At 71.8% G+C, this 16818-nt stretch carries 15 protein-coding genes; 8 read left to right on the forward strand and 7 right to left on the reverse strand.

What is annotated here, in order from left to right:
* Positions 1-49 precede the first annotated feature (49 nt).
* The 3 genes from IE241_RS05765 (at position 50) to IE241_RS05775 (ending at position 3683) form a co-directional block, all read left to right on the forward strand.
* Positions 50-1837: a DEAD/DEAH box helicase gene (locus IE241_RS05765; RefSeq protein ID WP_190020545.1), complete on the forward strand. Its 1788-nt coding sequence runs from the start codon at positions 50-52 to the stop codon at positions 1835-1837.
* Positions 1838-2138: 301 nt separating this feature from the next.
* Entirely contained in the window at positions 2139-2780 is a 642-nt protein-coding gene (locus IE241_RS05770; protein WP_190020546.1) for an IclR family transcriptional regulator, read from the forward strand.
* Between the two features lie 93 nt (positions 2781-2873).
* Positions 2874-3683, forward strand: coding sequence for a hypothetical protein (locus IE241_RS05775; RefSeq protein ID WP_190020547.1), 810 nt, complete (start codon positions 2874-2876; stop codon positions 3681-3683).
* A gap of 35 nt (positions 3684-3718) precedes the next feature.
* Here the strand turns inward: IE241_RS05775 and IE241_RS05780 are convergent, their stop codons facing one another.
* From IE241_RS05780 to IE241_RS05800, 5 genes are read right to left on the reverse strand one after another with little or no spacing between them, the layout of a single operon-like run.
* Complete coding sequence (locus IE241_RS05780; protein WP_190020548.1) at positions 3719-4756, reverse strand: glycine betaine ABC transporter substrate-binding protein; 1038 nt, start codon at positions 4754-4756, stop codon at positions 3719-3721.
* 1 nt (position 4757) lies between these two features.
* Positions 4758-5579, reverse strand: coding sequence for an ABC transporter permease (locus IE241_RS05785; protein ID WP_229898934.1), 822 nt, complete (start codon positions 5577-5579; stop codon positions 4758-4760).
* Between the two features lie 5 nt (positions 5580-5584).
* The gene (locus tag IE241_RS05790) at positions 5585-6823 is read right to left on the reverse strand and encodes a betaine/proline/choline family ABC transporter ATP-binding protein (protein ID WP_190020550.1); all 1239 of its coding nucleotides are present in this window, start codon (positions 6821-6823) and stop codon (positions 5585-5587) included.
* Positions 6816-7463: an ABC transporter permease gene (locus tag IE241_RS05795; RefSeq protein ID WP_190020551.1), complete on the reverse strand. Its 648-nt coding sequence runs from the start codon at positions 7461-7463 to the stop codon at positions 6816-6818. Before IE241_RS05795 ends, IE241_RS05790 begins: the two co-directional genes overlap by 8 nt.
* Positions 7464-7513: 50 nt before the next feature.
* Positions 7514-7993 (reverse strand): Lrp/AsnC family transcriptional regulator, encoded by a 480-nt coding sequence (locus tag IE241_RS05800; RefSeq protein ID WP_190020552.1) that lies wholly within the window; start codon positions 7991-7993, stop codon positions 7514-7516.
* A 121-nt stretch (positions 7994-8114) separates the two neighbouring features.
* Between IE241_RS05800 and hppD the strand changes: the two genes are divergently transcribed.
* The gene (hppD, locus tag IE241_RS05805; RefSeq protein ID WP_190020553.1) at positions 8115-9257 is read left to right on the forward strand and encodes a 4-hydroxyphenylpyruvate dioxygenase; all 1143 of its coding nucleotides are present in this window, start codon (positions 8115-8117) and stop codon (positions 9255-9257) included.
* A gap of 38 nt (positions 9258-9295) precedes the next feature.
* Complete coding sequence (locus IE241_RS05810) at positions 9296-10687, forward strand: FAD-binding oxidoreductase (RefSeq protein WP_190020554.1); 1392 nt, start codon at positions 9296-9298, stop codon at positions 10685-10687.
* A gap of 53 nt (positions 10688-10740) precedes the next feature.
* Here IE241_RS05810 and IE241_RS05815 read toward each other — a convergent pair whose 3' ends face one another.
* Positions 10741-11151, reverse strand: a complete 411-nt coding sequence (locus IE241_RS05815; RefSeq protein ID WP_190020555.1) for an SsgA family sporulation/cell division regulator — start codon at positions 11149-11151, stop codon at positions 10741-10743.
* A gap of 358 nt (positions 11152-11509) precedes the next feature.
* Between IE241_RS05815 and IE241_RS05820 the strand changes: the two genes are divergently transcribed.
* The gene (locus IE241_RS05820; RefSeq protein WP_190020556.1) at positions 11510-13021 is read left to right on the forward strand and encodes an RDD family protein; all 1512 of its coding nucleotides are present in this window, start codon (positions 11510-11512) and stop codon (positions 13019-13021) included.
* A 120-nt stretch (positions 13022-13141) separates the two neighbouring features.
* Positions 13142-13789, forward strand: coding sequence for an RDD family protein (locus IE241_RS05825; protein WP_190020557.1), 648 nt, complete (start codon positions 13142-13144; stop codon positions 13787-13789).
* Here the strand turns inward: IE241_RS05825 and IE241_RS05830 are convergent.
* Positions 13775-14032, reverse strand: a complete 258-nt coding sequence (locus tag IE241_RS05830; RefSeq protein WP_190020558.1) for a hypothetical protein — start codon at positions 14030-14032, stop codon at positions 13775-13777. The genes IE241_RS05825 and IE241_RS05830 overlap by 15 nt on opposite strands.
* A gap of 362 nt (positions 14033-14394) precedes the next feature.
* Between IE241_RS05830 and IE241_RS05835 the strand changes: the two genes are divergently transcribed.
* Positions 14395-16806, forward strand: coding sequence for an immune inhibitor A domain-containing protein (locus tag IE241_RS05835; protein WP_190020559.1), 2412 nt, complete (start codon positions 14395-14397; stop codon positions 16804-16806).
* Positions 16807-16818: the final 12 nt, after the last annotated feature.

Raw genomic sequence — 16818 nt, forward strand, 5'->3', positions numbered from 1 at the left:
ACCGGTAGGCTGACGCGGTTGCCGACCGCCGACCACGCCGACGGAGACCGTGACTACCACCACCGCCAATCACCATCTCTCCCCTGCTTTCCCCGGCCGGGCCCCTTGGGGTACCGCGAACAAGCTCCGCGCCTGGCAGCAGGGCGCGATGGAGAAGTACATCCAGGAGCAGCCCCGCGACTTCCTCGCCGTCGCGACCCCGGGCGCCGGAAAGACCACCTTCGCGCTCACCCTCGCCTCCTGGCTCCTGCACCACCACGTCGTGCAGCAGGTGACCGTCGTCGCCCCGACCGAACACCTGAAGAAGCAGTGGGCCGAGGCGGCCGCCCGGATAGGGATCAAGCTCGACCCGGAGTACAGCGCAGGCCCCCTCGGCCGCGAGTACCACGGCGTCGCCGTGACCTACGCCGGCGTGGGCGTGCGCCCCATGCTCCACCGCAACCGCAGCGAGCAGCGCAAGACCCTCGTCATCCTCGACGAGATCCACCACGCCGGCGACTCCAAGTCCTGGGGCGAGGCGTGCCTGGAGGCGTTCGAGCCGGCCACCCGCCGGCTCGCCCTGACCGGCACGCCCTTCCGCTCCGACACCAACCCCATCCCGTTCGTCACGTACGAGGAGGGCAACGACGGCATCCGCCGCTCCGCCGCCGACTACACGTACGGATACGGCAACGCCCTCGGCGACGGCGTCGTCCGCCCGGTCATCTTCCTCTCCTACAGCGGCAACATGCGCTGGCGCACCAAGGCGGGCGACGAGATCGCGGCCCGCCTGGGCGAGCCGATGACCAAGGACGCCGTCTCGCAGGCGTGGCGCACGGCGCTCGACCCGCGCGGCGAGTGGATGCCGAACGTGCTGCGGGCCGCCGACCGCCGCCTGACCGAGGTGCGCAAGTCCATCCCGGACGCGGGCGCCCTCGTGATCGCCTCCGACCAGGAGTCCGCCCGCGCCTACGCCAAGCTGATCCGCGAGATCACCGGCGAGGGCGCCACGCTCGTGCTGTCCGACGACAGCGGCGCCTCCCAGCGCATCGACGACTTCTCGCACGGCGACGACCGCTGGATGGTCGCCGTCCGCATGGTGTCCGAGGGCGTGGACGTGCCGCGCCTCGCCGTCGGCGTCTACGCCACGACGATCTCCACGCCGCTGTTCTTCGCGCAGGCCGTCGGCCGCTTCGTGCGCTCGCGGCGGCGCGGCGAGACGGCGTCCGTCTTCCTGCCGACCGTCCCGAACCTGCTGACCTTCGCCAATGAGATGGAGGTCGAGCGCGACCACGTCCTCGACAAGCCCAAGAAGGAGGGCGAGGAGGACCCCTACGCCGAGTCCGAGAAGGAGCTCGCCGAGGCGGAGCGCCAGCAGGACGAGGACACCGGCAGCGACGACCAACTCTCCTTCGAGGCGCTGGAGTCCGACGCCGTCTTCGACCGGGTGCTCTACAACAACGCCGAGTTCGGCATGCAGGCGCACGCGGGCAGCGAGGAGGAGCAGGACTACCTCGGCATCCCCGGCCTTCTGGAGCCCGAGCAGGTGCAGCTGCTGCTGCAGAAGCGGCAGGCCCGGCAGATCGCCCACAGCCGCAAGCGCCCGGACGCCGAGGCGGACCTCCTCGAACTGCCCGCGGAGCGCCGCCCGGTGGTCACCCACAAGGAGCTTCTGGAGCTGCGCAAGCAGCTGAACACCCTGGTCGGCGCCTACGTCCACCAGAGCGGCAAGCCCCACGGCGTCATCCACACCGAACTCCGCCGCGTGTGCGGCGGTCCGCCGAGCGCGGAGGCCACGGCCGGGCAGCTCAACGAGCGCATCCGCAAGGTGCGCGAGTGGGCCACGCGCATGAAGTAGGGCCCCCGCCCCGCCTTCTGGACACCGGGGCCGGCGTCCGCATGATGGGACGCCGGCCCCGATATCCGTAAATCGGCCCTGCCCTGACCGGATCGCGGGCAGACTCTTTCGCTGAGCGGACCGGCGGCGCTACGGTGCCGGTCACGCACACGCCCCGTGGCAGCGCCGCCGCGGAGCGCAGCCGGTACAGAAGAGCTGCAAGAAGCGACAAGCCGCCGGCGGCCTCTCCTCGCGCGCTGCCGGCTGCGGACCGGCGGCGCACCCCACCCCGAGAGCCGCCATACATCGGAGGAGGGGCGTCGTGACAGCGGAGACCTCGCAGACGCTCGACAGAGGACTGCGCGTCCTCAAACTGCTCGCCGACACCGACCACGGCCTGACCGTCACCGAGCTGTCCACCCGGCTCGGGGTCAACCGGACGGTCGTCTACCGCCTGCTCGCCACGCTGGAGCAGCACGCCCTCGTCCGCCGTGACATCGGCGGCCGCGCCCGCGTGGGCCTCGGGGTGCTCCGGCTCGGCCGCCAGGTCCACCCCCTGGTGCGCGAGGCGGCGCTGCCCGCCCTGCGCTCCCTGGCCGAGGACATCGGGGCCACCGCCCACCTCACGCTCGTCGACGGCACCGAGGCGCTCGCGGTCGCCGTCGTCGAGCCGACGTGGACGGACTACCACGTGGCCTACCGCGCGGGCTTCCGCCACCCCCTGGACCGGGGTGCGGCGGGCCGGGCCATACTCGCCGCCCGCCGCGGCGAGGGCGACGGCCCCGGCTACGCCCTCACCCACGGCGAGCTGGAGGCCGGCGCGAGCGGCGCGGCGGCGCCGCTGCTCGGCGTCCTGGGAATCGAGGGCAGCGTGGGGGTGGTGATGCTCACGGACTCGATCCCCGACCGTGTCGGGCCCCGCGTGGTGGAGGCGGCCAAGGAGGTCGCCGACGCTCTGCGGTGACGCCGCCGCCCCGGGTACCGGCAGGCCCTCGCCGCGCCTCGCCCGGCGAGGGCGCATGTCACGGAAGGGACGCACGTGAACTAGATTCGCTGCATGCCCGCTCCGACCACGCCCGCCCGGTCCCGCCGCGCCCGGACCCTCGCCGTCTGTGCCGTGCCCGTCGTCGCCCTGCTCGCCTCGGTGCCCTTCGTGCCGCTGCCGTTCTCGGTCGCGCAGCCGGGCTCGACGGTGGACGTGCTCGGTACGCACGAGGGCAGACAGGTCATCGAGGTCAAGGGCGCGCCGGCCCGCAAGACCACCGGCCAGCTGCGCATGACGACGATCGTGGTGACGGGCCCGCGCGTCGACGTGGACCTGGGCGACGTGATCAGCGGCTGGTCCCGTACGGACCGCGCCGTGATGCCGCACGACGCCGTCTACCCCGTCGGTGACTCCGACGAGGAGGTCGACGCGCACAACAAGGCGGACATGAAGAAGTCGCAGGACGCCGCCACGGACGCCGCCCTGCGCTACCTGCACCGCTCGCCGGACGAGCTGAAGGTCGGCCTCAGCCTGGGCGACGTGGGCGGCCCGAGCGCGGGGCTCCTCTTCACCCTCGGGATCATCGACAAGGTCGACGGCGACGGCCGCGGCGGCGACCTCACCGGCGGGCGGACCATCGCGGGCACGGGCACCATCGACGCCGACGGGACGGTCGGCGAGGTCGGCGGCGTGCCGCTGAAGACGCAGGCGGCCCGGCGCGACGGCGCGACGGTCTTCCTCGTCCCGAAGGCCGAGTGCTCGGCGGCCAAGGCCAACCTGCCGAAGGGGCTGCGCCTGGTCCCGGTGCGGGAGCTGCAGGACGCGATCACGTCGCTGCGCGCCCTGCGGTCGGGGGACGAGGGAAACGTTCCCACCTGCTGATCTCGCCCGTCACCTGCCGGCCTTGCTGTCGCCCGTCACCGGCCGATGAAACCCTCCTTCAGCAGCCATTCCCTGGCGACCTCGTGCGGGTCCTGCCCGTCCACGTCCACCCTGGCGTTGAGCTCCCGCGCCACGTCGTCGCCGAGCCGCGCCGTGATCGGGTCCAGCACGTCCTTGATCGCCGGGTACCTGCGCAACGTAGCGCTGTTGATCTCCGGTGCGGCGTTGTAGTTGGGGAAGAAGCGCTTGTCGTCGCTCATGACGACGAGGTGCATCGCCGCGATGCGGCCGTCGGTGGTGAAGACCTCGCCGAAGGTGCAGGAGCCGCCGCCGGAGACCTGGGTGTAGATGATGCCGCCGTCCATCTTCTGGACGCGCGAGGCGGGCACGTTCATCCCGTAGGCCTTCGCCATGCCCTGCAGCCCGTCGTCGCGCGCGGCGAACTCGCTCTCCACGCACAGCGTCACCGCCCGCGGGTCCCGCCGCGACAGCGCGGCCACCTCCGAGAGGGTGCGGGTGCCGTACTTGCGCGCGTCGGCCCGGTTCATCGCCAGCGCGTAGGTGTTGTCGAGGGCCGCGGGGGCGAGCCAGGTGAGGCCGTTGCGCGCGTCGGCGTCGGCGACGGCCCGCCACTGCCGCGCGGGGTCGGGGATGGGCCGGTCGTGGCCGAGGTAGGTGATCCAGGCGGTGCCCGTGTACTCGTACATGCCGTCCGCCTCGCCGGACCGGACCGCCTCGCGGGCCCCGACCGAGCCCTGGATGTTGGTGCGGTCCAGCACGTGCGCCCCCGCGGCCTTGAAGGCCAGCCCCATGATCTGCCCGAGCACGATGTTCTCGCTGAAGCTCTTGGACGTGACCGTCAGGTCGGCGCCCTTGAGCGGCAGGCCCTGCCCGACCGAACCGGGCCGCACGCTGTCGGCCATGGGGGAGCCGCTGGTCAGCCCGCAGCCGCCGGTGAGGGAGGCGAGGAGGACGAGGGCGAGGGCGAGCGCCGGCGCCGCCCGGAGCACGGCGCGCAGCCCCGCTGCGCGCCGCCCCGCCGTCCGCCGCCCGGTCACCGGCCGCCCGGCCATCTCAGGAGGCCTCCAGGCCGCGCGGCCGCAGCAGCAGCTCGGCCAGGGACGCCAGCCAGTCCACGAGGAGCGCGAGCGCCACGGTCAGGACGGAGCCCAGCACCAGCACCGGCATCCGCTGGTTGGTGATGCCCGAGGCGATCAGGTCGCCGAGGCCGCCGCCCCCGCCGAAGTAGGCGAGCGTCGCCGTGCCCACGTTGAGGACGAGCGCGGTCCGCACGCCCGCGAGGATCAGCGGTACGGCCAGCGGCAGTTCGACCCGGCGCAGCACCCCGGCGGCCGACATGCCGATGCCGCGCGCGGCCTCCACGAGCGTCGGGTCGATGGCGCGCAGCCCCGCGACGGTGTTGGCCAGGACGGGCAGCACCGCGTAGACGACGATGCCGACGAGCGCGGCCTGCATGCCGATGCCCATCCAGATCACCAGCAGCGCCAGCAGGCCGATCGCGGGGGTGGCCTGGCCGACGTTGGCGACGGCGACGACGGCGGGTGCGGCGGGGCGCAGCCGGCGGCGGGTGAGCAGGATGCCCAGCGGGATGGCGATGATCAGGACGAAGAAGGTCGAGACGACGGTGAGGACGACGTGCTGGCGCAGGCGCAGCCAGACGTTGCCGTCGGCGATGGAGTTGCGGGCGACGGAGTCCAGGCCGGCGCCGCGGAACCACAGCCAGGTGGCCAGCAGCAGGACGAGCAGGAAGCAGGGCCGCAGGAGCAGCTTCCGCCAGGTGACACGGCGCGCGGGGCGCGCGGCGGCGCGCGGGGGAGGACCGGGCGCTCCGTCGCGGCCCGGAAGGGCATCCGGGTCCGCGGCCTCCGGCCGCACACCACTCACGCCAGCTCCTCCGGGGCGTCCGTCGTGCCCTCCTGTTCCTCCAGCACCTGCTGGGCGCGCTGTTCCTCCAGCAGGTGCTGGTGCTCGACGGCGTCGAGCCGGTCCTCCTCCAGCAGTTCGTGCACGGAGTTCATCAGCGTCTCCATGTCGACGACGCCCTCGTAGCGGCCCCGCCGCCCGGTGACGGGCACCCGGCCCGCGTTGTCGATGAGGACGGCCTCCAGCGCGTCGCGCAGCGTCGCGTCGCGGGTGACGGTGTCGTGCACGAGGGTCCCGGCGCGGGCCAGGGAGCCCTCGGCGCGCATCAGGTCGCCGCGCCGCAGCCACTTGTACGGGCGCTGGTGCCGGTCCAGCAGCAGCACCTCGTTGGTGGTGCCGCGCCGCAGCCGGTCGAAGATCGTCTGGAGGGGGTCGTCGACGGTGGCGGTGGGGAAGTCGACGACGCCCACGTCCCGTACGCGCGTGAGGTTGAGCCGTTTGAGGGCCGCGCCCGCGCCCACGAAGCCGGAGACGAAGTCGTCGGCGGGGTTGGTGAGGATGGCCTCGGGGGTGTCGAACTGGGCGATGTGCGAGCGCTCGCGGAGCACCGCGATCCGGTCGCCGAGCTTGATGGCCTCGTCGAAGTCGTGGGTGACGAAGACGATCGTCTTGTGCAGCTCGTGCTGCAGCCGGATCAGCTCGTCCTGCAGGTGGTCGCGGGTGATCGGGTCGACCGCGCCGAACGGCTCGTCCATCAGCAGCACCGGCGGGTCGGCGGCCAGGGCGCGGGCCACGCCGACGCGCTGCTGCTGCCCGCCGGAGAGCTGGCGCGGATAGCGGCCCTGGAACTCGCCGGGGTCGAGCCCCACCAGGTCGAGCATCTCCTCCACCCGCTCGGCGATCCGCCGCTTCGGCCAGCCGGTCATGCGCGGGACGAGCGAGATGTTCTGCGCGACGGTCATATGGGGGAAGAGCCCGGAGGCCTGGATGGCGTAGCCGATCTTGCGGCGCAGGCGCACCGGGTCGATGCCGGTGACGTCCTCGCCGTCGATGCGGATGCGCCCCGACGTCGGCTCGATCAGCCGGTTGATCATCTTCATGGTGGTGGTCTTGCCGCAGCCGGACGGGCCCACGAAGACCACCAGCTCCCCGGCCTTGATGTCCATGTTCACGCAGTCCACGGCGGGGGCGGGGTTGCCGGGGTAGCGCTTGGTGAGGTTCTCCAGCTGGATGGTGGCTCCGGGCGCGTCAGCCACGGATCCCCCTCGGGATGGTCAGCCGGCCGATCAGCATGTACGCCGCGTCGAAGAGCAGGGCGAGCACGATGATGCCGAGCGTCCCGGCGAGCACCTGGTTGAGGGCGTTGGCGCTGCCCAGCGAGGAGACGCCGCGGAAGATCTCGTTGCCCAGCCCCGGCCCGGAGGCGTACGCGGCCACCGCCGCGATGCCCATCAGCATCTGCGTGGCCACCCGGATCCCGGTCAGGATCGGCGGCCAGGCGAGCGGCAGCTCGACGCGCACCAGCTGCGCCGCGCGCGACATCCCGATCCCCTTGGCGGCGTCCACCAGCGAGGGGTCCACCCCGCGCAGCCCCACCACCGCGTTGCGGACGATCGGCAGCAGTCCGTAGAGCACGAGCGCCGTGACCGTCGGCGCCACGCCCAGGCCGGTGAGCGGGATGAGCAGGCCGAGCAGGGCCAGCGAGGGGATGGTGAGCAGGGTCGCCGTCGTGGTCACCGCGAGGTTGCCGGCCCACTCGCTGCGGTACGTGAGCACGCCGATCACCACGCCGACGGCGGTCGCGACGACCATGCACTGGAAGACGGCGCTGGCGTGCTGCCAGCCGTCCGCCAGCAGCTGGGCGCGGCGGCCGGCCACGTACTCCCAGAAGCTCACCCGCTCGCCTCCCTGTCGCGCCTCGGAACTCAGGGCTGTGGAACAGAACCTCAGGGCACGTACGGGGCCTGCGACGCCTGCTGCACCAGCGGGATGATCCGCAGCGGCACGGCGTTCTCCATGACGATCGCCGTGGAGGCCCGCACGATGCCATCAAAACCCACAACCCGGTCGATCACACGCTGGAGGTCGGCGTTCGAGCGTGCGACCAGGCGGCAGAGCATGTCGCCCCGCCCGGTCGTGGTGTGCAGCTCCAGCACCTCGGGGACGGTCGCGAGGTGCGCCCGGACGTCGCCGCCCTGCCCCTGCTTGATCTCCAGCGTCGCGAAGGCCGTCACCGGGTAGCCCAGCGCCGCCGGGTCCACGTCCGGGCCGAAGCCGCGGATGACGCCCTGCGCCTGCAGCCGGTCCAGCCGCGCCTGGACGGTGCCGCGCGCCACGCCCAGCCGGCGCGAGGCCTCCAGCACGCCGATCCGCGGCTCCTCGGCCAGCAGCTCGATCAGCCGGCCGTCCAAACGATCGATCGCCATGCGGTCCTCCCAGTGGTCAGCATGTACAGAACGTCCGGTGTTACCGGCGGTCTGCTATGCAGTCTGCCCAGTGAATACGCAAACTATTGCGCACCTTGTGGAACGGCGGGACCCTGCCGCCATGACTCAGACCACGGATCACACCCCGCACACCGCACGGCAGGCCGACCCCTTCCCGGTCAAGGGGATGGACGCGGTGGTCTTCGCCGTCGGCAACGCCAAGCAGGCCGCCCACTACTACTCCACCGCCTTCGGCATGAAGCTCGTCGCCTACCGCGGACCGGAGACCGGCAGCCGCGAATTCGCCGCCTACGTCCTGGAGTCGGGCGGCGCCCGCTTCGTCCTCACCACGGTCATCAAGGCCGCGACCGACCGCGGCCGGGCCCTCGCCGCCCACGTCGCCGAGCACGGCGACGGCGTCGTCGACCTCGCCATCGAGGTGCCGGACGCGCGCGCCGCGTACGCCTACGCGATCGAGCACGGCGCCACCGGCCTGGAGGCCCCGTACGAGCTGGAGGACGAGCACGGCAAGGTCGTCCTCGCCGCCATCGCCACCTACGGCGAGACCCGCCACACGCTCGTCGAGCGCTCCGCCTACACGGGCTCGTACCTGCCCGGCTACGTGGCCGCCAAGCCGCTCGTCGAGCCGGGGGACCGCCGCTTCCAGGCGATCGACCACTGCGTGGGCAACGTCGAGCTCGGCAAGATGGACGAGTGGGTGTCGTTCTACAACAACGTCATGCACTTCACGAACATGAAGGAGTTCGTGGGCGACGACATCGCCACCGAGTACTCCGCGCTCATGTCGAAGGTCGTCGCCGACGGCACCCGCAAGGTGAAGTTCCCGCTCAACGAGCCTGCCATCGCCAAGAAGAAGTCGCAGATCGACGAGTACCTCGAGTTCTACAACGGCCCCGGCGTCCAGCACATCGCCCTCGCCACGAACGACATCGTCGCGACCGTGCGCGCCATGCGGGCGGCGGGCGTGCAGTTCCTCGACACCCCGGACTCGTACTACGACACGCTGGGCGAGTGGGTCGGCGAGACCCGCGTGCCGGTCGACACCCTGCGCGAACTGAAGATCCTCGCGGACCGCGACGAGGACGGCTACCTGCTGCAGATCTTCACCAAGCCGGTGCAGGACCGGCCGACGGTCTTCTTCGAGATGATCGAGCGGCACGGCTCGATGGGCTTCGGCAAGGGCAACTTCAAGGCGCTCTTCGAGGCGATCGAGCGTGAGCAGGAAAAGAGGGGCAACCTGTAGCCCGATTCGCACAAGGGTGCCCGGGGAATGAGCCCCCCATGGGCGATCTGATCAAGCTGTTGCGCGAAGGGCTCCCTGCGGAAGCGGTCCTGACCGACCCCGACGTCACCGCGTCCTACGCCAAGGACATGGCCGGCTTCTGCGCCGCAGGGCAACCCGCCGTCGTCACGCTGCCCCGCACCGTGGAGCACGTCCGGCACATCATGCGCACCGCCACCGCCTTGCGGGTCCCCGTCGTCCCGCAAGGCGCCCGCACCGGGCTGTCCGGCGCGGCCAACGCTAGCGACGGCTGCATCGTCCTCTCCCTCGTAAAGATGGACCGCATCCTGGAGATCGACCCCGTCGACCGCGTCGCCGTCGTCGAACCGGGCGTCGTCAACGCCGTGCTCTCCCGCGCCGTCGCCGAACAGGGCCTCTACTACCCGCCCGACCCCTCCAGCTGGGAGCAGTGCACCATCGGCGGCAACATCGGCACCGCCTCCGGCGGCCTGTGCTGCGTGAAGTACGGCGTCACCGCCGAATACGTCCTCGGCCTCGACGTCGTCCTCGCCGACGGCCGGCTGCTGAAGACGGGCCGCCGCACCGCGAAGGGCGTCGCGGGCTACGACCTCACCCGCCTCTTCGTAGGCTCCGAGGGCAGCCTCGGCATCGTCGTACGGGCCGTCCTCGCGCTGCGCCCGGCCCCGCCCCAACAGCTCGCGCTCGCCGCGGAGTTCCCCAGCGTGGCCGCAGCCGGCGAGGCCGTGCGGCAGATCATGGCCCGCGGGCACGCGCCCTCCCTGCTGGAGCTCATGGACGGCACGACGATCCGCGCCGTCAACGCCATGGCGCGCATGGGCCTCCCCGAGACCACCGAGGCCCTCCTGCTCGCCGCCTTCGACACCCCCGACCCGGCCGCGGACCTCGCCGCCGTCGCCGAACTGTGCACGGCCGCGGGCGCCGACCAGGTCGTCCCCGCCGAGGACGCCGCGGAGTCCGAGCTGCTCCTGCAGGCCCGCCGGCTCGCCCTCACCGCTCTGGAGACCCTCCGCCCCGCCACCATGATCGACGACGTGTGCGTCCCGCGCTCCCGCCTCGCCGACATGCTCGAAGGCACCGCCGGGATCGCCCGCAAGTACGGGCTGACCATCGGCGTCTGCGCCCACGCGGGCGACGGCAACACCCACCCCGTCGTCTGCTTCGACCCGGCCGACGCCGACGAGTCGCGCCGCGCCCGCGAGTCCTTCGACGCGATCATGGCCCTCGGCCTGGAGCTGGGCGGCACGATCACGGGCGAGCACGGCGTGGGCGTCCTGAAGAAGGAGTGGCTGGCGAGGGAGCTGGGCCCGGTGGGTCTGGAGATCCAGCGGGGGATCAAAGCGGTCCTCGACCCCCAGGGCATCCTCAACCCGGGCAAGGTGCTGGACCTGCCGGCCCCGCAGGAGACCTGACGGCCACGCAAGAGACTTGACGGACCTGCAGGAGACCTGACGGCCCGCCCGGGCTACACGTCCAGGATCTCCCGCAGCGCCGCGTCCAGCGCCAGCCGCTCCGGCTCCGACCCCGGCGCCACCACCCGCAGCGTCCGCTCCAGCCACGCCGACACCGCCGGCTCCGGGGCCTCCAGCAGCGCCGCCCCGTCCGGCGAGGACAGCGCCATGCACACCACGTTGCGCCCGTCCGTCCGCGTCGGCCACACCCGTACGTCCCCGCTCCCGCACGGCCGGAAGACGCCCTCCACCAGCAGCTCGCGCGCGAACGTCCAGTGCACCGGGGCGTCCGAGGTGACGTGGAAGAGGATGTGCACCGCGTACGGGTCGGTCGTGCGATAGCTCAGCCGCGACGGCACGGGAATGCTGCGCTCGGGCGACAGCACCAGGTCGATCTCCAGCTCTCTTTCCACCACGGTGTGCATGAAGTGCGCCCTCTCTGCTGTGCTTCTCTCGGTCCGTGGCCCCTCGCGAACGGGCCCGCACCGACTGAGAGCGCATCGACCCCCACACCATTACGCGACTTCGCCGAACCGGTGCGCCGGTCGCACGTGTGAGTGGTCCCGCCCGCGGGACGGCCGCAGAGTGCAGAGCCGTCTGGTAGACCTGTGTGCTGCGCCCCCGGTTGCCTTTTGTGCATAGAGGTCATGAGGCATGAGGTACGGGAGCAGCGCACCCCACGTCGCTCGTGTGCGGCAGACTGCTTGTCGTCGCCGCCCCACCGAGCACCGACACCGCAGTGACACCGCAGTACGGCCGAGCAGATACGGGACATCGGAGACCATGAGCGCCCCTTCCTCAGGATCCGCCGACAACAGCCCCGTCCAGGGGTTTTACCCGGACCCGTCCATTCCTGGCTATATCCGGTACTGGAGCGGCTCCGCCTGGGTGCCCGGCACGTCCCGGCCCGCGCCCGCCGAGGGCGAGCCGATGCCCGCGCCGCCCGCCGGCCTCCCCAAGCCCGCGGCGCCCGCGCTCGCCGCGCCCGTGCCGCCGACCCCGCGCCGCACCGAGCCCGTCCGGCAGGAGCCCCGGCCGGATGAGACCGGCCCCATGTTCCTCGACGAGGAGCCCGCCCTGCGCGACGCCCGCGCCGCCGGGCAGCAGGCCCCCGCCTGGCGCGCGGAGCCGGCCCGGCAGGAGGGCTTCGGCGGGGAGCAGGACCGGCGCGTCTCCTGGGGGGACGGCCCCGGAAACGGGAGCGGGAGCGGGCCCGGCGGCGCCCTGCCCACGCCCCGCGACCCGCGCGTCGCCCCGGCCGGCACGCCCGCCGAGCCGTCCCGCACCGAGCAGTCGCGCGGCGTCGAGCAGCCCCGCGCCGAGGAGACCCCCTCCGGCGCGAAGAGCGTCCCCGCCGTCCGCCCGGGCGGCACCATGCAGCTGCGCGCCTCCGGCCGGCCCGTCCCGGCGTCGGCCGCGACGGGCCGGCCGGACGCCCGTGCCGACGAGGCACAGTCCCGGGCCGAACCGCAGCAGGCGCCCTCCGGCCCGCAGTCACAGCCGTCGTCGCAGGCAGCGTCGCCGTCCTCGTCCGCACCGGAGCGCCACGCACTGCCGGCCGCGGCCCCGGCGCCCGCGCTGCCCGCCTCCGCGCGTTCCGCACCGGCGGCCCTGCCCGCCGAGCGGCGGGAGGCGCCCCGCACCGCCGAGCGGGCCGGGCCCGCGTCCGGCGGCTGGGCCCAGCAGGTGCAGCAACTGGCCCAGCAGCAGCCCGCGCAGACGTCCGCCGCCGGCTCCTCCGACGCGCCCGCGCCGTGGAAGCCCTTGAAGGACGACCCCTTCCTGCGGGCCGCGCAGGAACAGCAGGGCCGGCCCGCGCCGCTGGGCCGCCGGCTCGCCGCCCGGCTGGTCGACTCCGTCGTGCTGGGGGCCGTCGTGTCCGCCGCGGCCGTGCCGCTGTGGGCCAAGGCCGTGGAGCACATCGACGCCAAGGTCGAGCAGGCGAAGCAGTCCGGCGAGACGGTCACGGTCTGGCTGCTCGACGGCACGACCGGTACGTATCTGGCCATCGTGCTGGGCGTCCTGCTGGTCGCCGGGGTGGTGCTGGAGGCGCTGCCGGCCGCCAAGTGGGGCCGCACGCTGGGCAAGCGCCTGTGCGGGGTGCGCGTGCTGGACATCGAGTCGCACGACACCCCGCGCTTCGGGGCGGCGCTGCGCCGCTGGCTGGTGTACGGGGGGCTGGGCGCCCTGGGCATCGGGGTCGTGGGCGCCCTGTGGTGCCTCGTCGACCGGCCTTGGCGGCAGTGCTGGCACGACAAGGCGGCGCGCACGTTCGTGGCGGCGTCGAAGCGCTGACCCCACGGGGCTCCGCCCCGGACCCCGGTCCTCAAACGCCGGACAGGCTCCAAATTTTTTTTGAGCCCGAACGGCACCTCTTCGGATGCGGCCCGCGCAACCCTGGGTTCTACTCGGCCCATGAGTACCGAGCAGCCCCGCGACGACGAGGACCCGTTCCGGAAGCGGCCGTCGGAGCCTCCTGGGCCGCCTTCCGGACCGCCGCCCGGGCCGCCGCCAGGCCCGTACGGAGGCGACCCGTACGGCGGAGGGGGCGCCCCGGGTCCGGGCGACCCCGGCAACCCCTACGGGAACCAGTACGGCGCGGCCGACCCGCTCGCGGGCATGCCGCCGCTCGCGAACCGCGGAAAGCGGCTCCTCGCCCGCATCATCGACGGGCTGCTCGTCTCCATCCCGGTCACCGCGGTCTTCAAGGCGGCGGTGTGGGACTGGGATCCGGGGGACTGGAACGACGGCAGGTCCACGAGCCTGGGCATCATCGTCTCCGTCGTCTACTTCGTCTACGAGGGGCTGATGCTCACCAAGCGCGGGCAGACCGTCGGCAAGATGACGATGGGCATCCGGGTGGCGATGCTGGAGAACGGCGCGATCCCCGAGGGAAGCCCGGGCTGGACGCGCGCCGCCGTGTACTCCCTGCCGCAGGTGGTGCCGTGCTGCGGCTTCGTCTTCTGGCTCATCAACGTGCTCTGGTGTACCTGGGACCAGCCGTATCACCATTGCATCCACGACAAGGCTGCCAAGACCGTGGTGGTCTCAGCCGTGCAGTGAGTGCTCGCCGATTCTCCGTTCGGCGGGCATGGGCGTGCGCTGCCGGGGTACGCGTGGCCTGCGGGAGCCGGCCCGCGGCACGGTGAAGGCGACGGCGACGAACAGGCCGAGCGCGAGCGATGCGACGGCGATGACCGCGATCCCGAACCCCGAGCTCGTCTGCGAGAGCAGCAGCATCGCGAGGGTCGAGAAGACGACGGTGGCCGATCCGTAGGTTATCTGTGCGGGGGTCGGACGCGGCATGGCGGGATCCGTCCTCGGAGCAAAGGTGTGGGGTGCGGAGCCGGCTGGTGCACAGGTGTTGCGTCGGGGCGCCCCCGGCGGGGGCCGGGGGTAAAGGTGTACACCAAAACGACTCTACGGTCCTGTCTGCCCGAGGGGAACTGCCGGTAAGCGTGACCTAACACACGGTGCCGGAGCACGGGGGGCGCACGGAGTCATCCAGCGGTCCAGGGGGTGAGATGAGCGCGCCCGTTGGTGTCCGAAATCCGTAACTTAAAGGCCGGATAACGTACTTGCTCTTCCGGCTTCAGTCAAGGTCTGTCTTTTCTGGCGTCACTCCGGTCAAATACCTCCACAGTTCTTACTGGGGAGGACATTCACAAGTGAACAGCAGCCAACGGAGGCTCGCCAGATCCGCCGCCGTGGCCACGGTCGTCGCCCTCGCCGCGACGGCCCTGTCCGCGGGGACCACGGTCGGGATCGCGCAGGCGGCCACCACTGCCGACACGCCGTCGGGCATCGAGCGCCACGACCCGGAGCAGGCCGGGAAGAGCGTCGAGCACGACCTCAAGGGCCCGTACACCAAGAAGCACGAGGCGCAGCGCAAGGCTGCCCTCGACAAGGTCATATCCGGCGACGCCCGCGCCGAGCAGCGCGGTGCGTCCAAGGTCGTCCAGCTCGGCAAGGGGAAGTACGTCGAGCTGGCCCGGGAGAAGACCGACAAGATCTTCACGATCCTCGTGGACTTCGGCGACAAGGTCGACGACACCACGATGTACGACCCGGACGGTCCGGACGGCCCCAAGCCGCCCGTGAAGAAGTTCGGCGGCCAGCCGGGCCCGGCGCACAACCAGATCAAGCAGCCGGACCGCAAGAAGGACAACAGCACGGCCTGGGAGAAGGACTACAACCGCCAGTACTTCCAGGACCTGTACTTCTCGCACGACAAGGGCAAGGAATCCCTCGCCAAGTACTACGAGAAGCAGTCCTCGGGCCGCTACTCGGTCGACGGCAACGTCACCGACTGGGTCAAGGTCCAGTGGAACGAGGCCCGTTACGGCTCCAACTACTGCGGCTCCACCAACTGCCCCAGCGCCTGGGACCTGGTGCGCGACGGCGTCAACCAGTGGGTGAAGGACCAGAAGGCGGCCGGCCGCAGCGACGCCGACATCAAGGCGGAGCTGGCCAAGTACGACCAGTGGGACCGTAACGACTACGACGGCGACGGCAACTTCAACGAGCCCGACGGCTACATCGACCACTTCCAGATCGTGCACGCCGGCGAGGACGAGTCCGCCGGCGGCGGCGAGCAGAAGACCGACGCCATCTGGGCCCACCGCTGGTACGCCTACGGCTCGGACGCCGGCAAGACCGGCCCCGGGAACAACAAGGCCGGCGGCACGCAGATCGGTGACACCGGCATCTGGGTCGGCGACTACACCATGCAGCCGGAGAACGGCGGCCTCGGCGTCTTCGCCCACGAGTACGGCCACGACCTCGGCCTGCCCGACGAGTACGACACCACCGGCACCGGTGAGTCCTCCGTCGCGTACTGGTCGCTGATGTCCTCCGGTTCGTGGCTGGGCCGCGGCAAGGACACCATCGGTGACCTGCCGGGCGACATGAGCGCCTGGGACAAGCTGCAGCTCGGCTGGCTCAACTACGACAAGGCGAAGGCGGCGACGAAGTCGACGCACAAGCTGGGCGTGGCCGAGTACAACACCAAGGACAAGCAGGCGCTCGTCGTCGACCTGCCCAACAAGGCGGTCAAGACCGACGTCGTCAAGCCTGCCGAGGGCGCCAAGCAGTGGTGGGGCGGTCAGGCCGACGACCTGAAGAACACCCTCTCCCGCCCGGTCGACCTCACCGGCAAGTCCAAGGCGAGCCTGGACCTTTCCGCCTGGTGGGACATCGAGGCCAACTACGACTACGCCTACGTCGAGGTCTCCACGGACGGCGGCAAGAACTGGACCCCCGTCGACGGCACCGCCGACGGCAAGTCCATCCCGCGCGACGGCGGCGACAAGCCCGCGCTGACCGGCCAGTCCGGCGCGTACAAGAAGCTGTCGTTCCCGCTCGACGCGTACGCCGGCAAGAAGATCGACCTGCGCTTCCGCTACTCCACCGACGGCGGCACCACCGGCAAGGGCTTCACGGCCGACGCCATCAGCCTCACCGCCGACGGCGCCACCCTCTTCACCGACGGCGCCGAGGGCGACGACAACGGCTGGACGGCGAAGGGCTTCTCGCGCATCGGCGAGTCCTTCACCAAGGAGTACGCGCAGTACTACATCGCCGAGAACCGCCAGTACGTGTCGTACGACGAGACCCTCAAGTCCGGCCCGTACAACTTCGGCTGGAAGAAGGACCGCCCGGGCTGGGTCGAGCACTACCCGTACCAGAAGGGCCTGCTCATCTGGAAGTGGGACACCTCGCAGGCCGACAACAACGTCGGCGTGCACCCCGGTGTCGGCCGCATCCTGCCGATCGACGCGCACCCGCAGATCGAGAAGTGGGCCGACGGTTCGGTCATGCGCAACCGCTTCCAGGCCTACGACTCGACCTTCAGCTGGTTCCCGAGCGAGGGCTACACCGTCCACCAGGACGGCGTGGCGACCCGCGTGAAGGGCAAGCTCGGCGCGCCGTCCTTCGACGACCGCAAGGGCACCTACTGGAGCAAGGACAACCCGACCGGCGGTGTGCAGGTTACTGACACCAACACCCGGATCAAGATCCTGTGGCAGGCGCCCAGCGGCTCCACGATGACCGTCCAGGTGGGCCCCTCGGGCAAGTAATCCCCGTACGGC

The sequence above is a fragment of the Streptomyces hiroshimensis genome, from assembly GCF_014650335.1.
In the GTDB taxonomy this organism is placed as follows: Bacteria; Actinomycetota; Actinomycetes; order Streptomycetales; family Streptomycetaceae; genus Streptomyces; species Streptomyces hiroshimensis.

Excerpts from the sequence above, each read along its gene's own strand:
- IE241_RS05775 (WP_190020547.1), top strand. The coding sequence starts at position 2,874 with ATGCCCGCTCCGACCACGCCCGCCCGGTCCCGCCGCGCCCGGACCCTC.
- IE241_RS05780 (WP_190020548.1), bottom strand. The coding sequence starts at position 4,756 with ATGGCCGGGCGGCCGGTGACCGGGCGGCGGACGGCGGGGCGGCGCGCA.
- IE241_RS05800 (WP_190020552.1), bottom strand. The coding sequence starts at position 7,993 with ATGGCGATCGATCGTTTGGACGGCCGGCTGATCGAGCTGCTGGCCGAG.
- hppD (WP_190020553.1), top strand. The coding sequence starts at position 8,115 with ATGACTCAGACCACGGATCACACCCCGCACACCGCACGGCAGGCCGAC.
- IE241_RS05810 (WP_190020554.1), top strand. The coding sequence starts at position 9,296 with ATGGGCGATCTGATCAAGCTGTTGCGCGAAGGGCTCCCTGCGGAAGCG.
- IE241_RS05815 (WP_190020555.1), bottom strand. The coding sequence starts at position 11,151 with ATGCACACCGTGGTGGAAAGAGAGCTGGAGATCGACCTGGTGCTGTCG.
- IE241_RS05820 (WP_190020556.1), top strand. The coding sequence starts at position 11,510 with ATGAGCGCCCCTTCCTCAGGATCCGCCGACAACAGCCCCGTCCAGGGG.
- IE241_RS05825 (WP_190020557.1), top strand. The coding sequence starts at position 13,142 with ATGAGTACCGAGCAGCCCCGCGACGACGAGGACCCGTTCCGGAAGCGG.
- IE241_RS05830 (WP_190020558.1), bottom strand. The coding sequence starts at position 14,032 with ATGCCGCGTCCGACCCCCGCACAGATAACCTACGGATCGGCCACCGTC.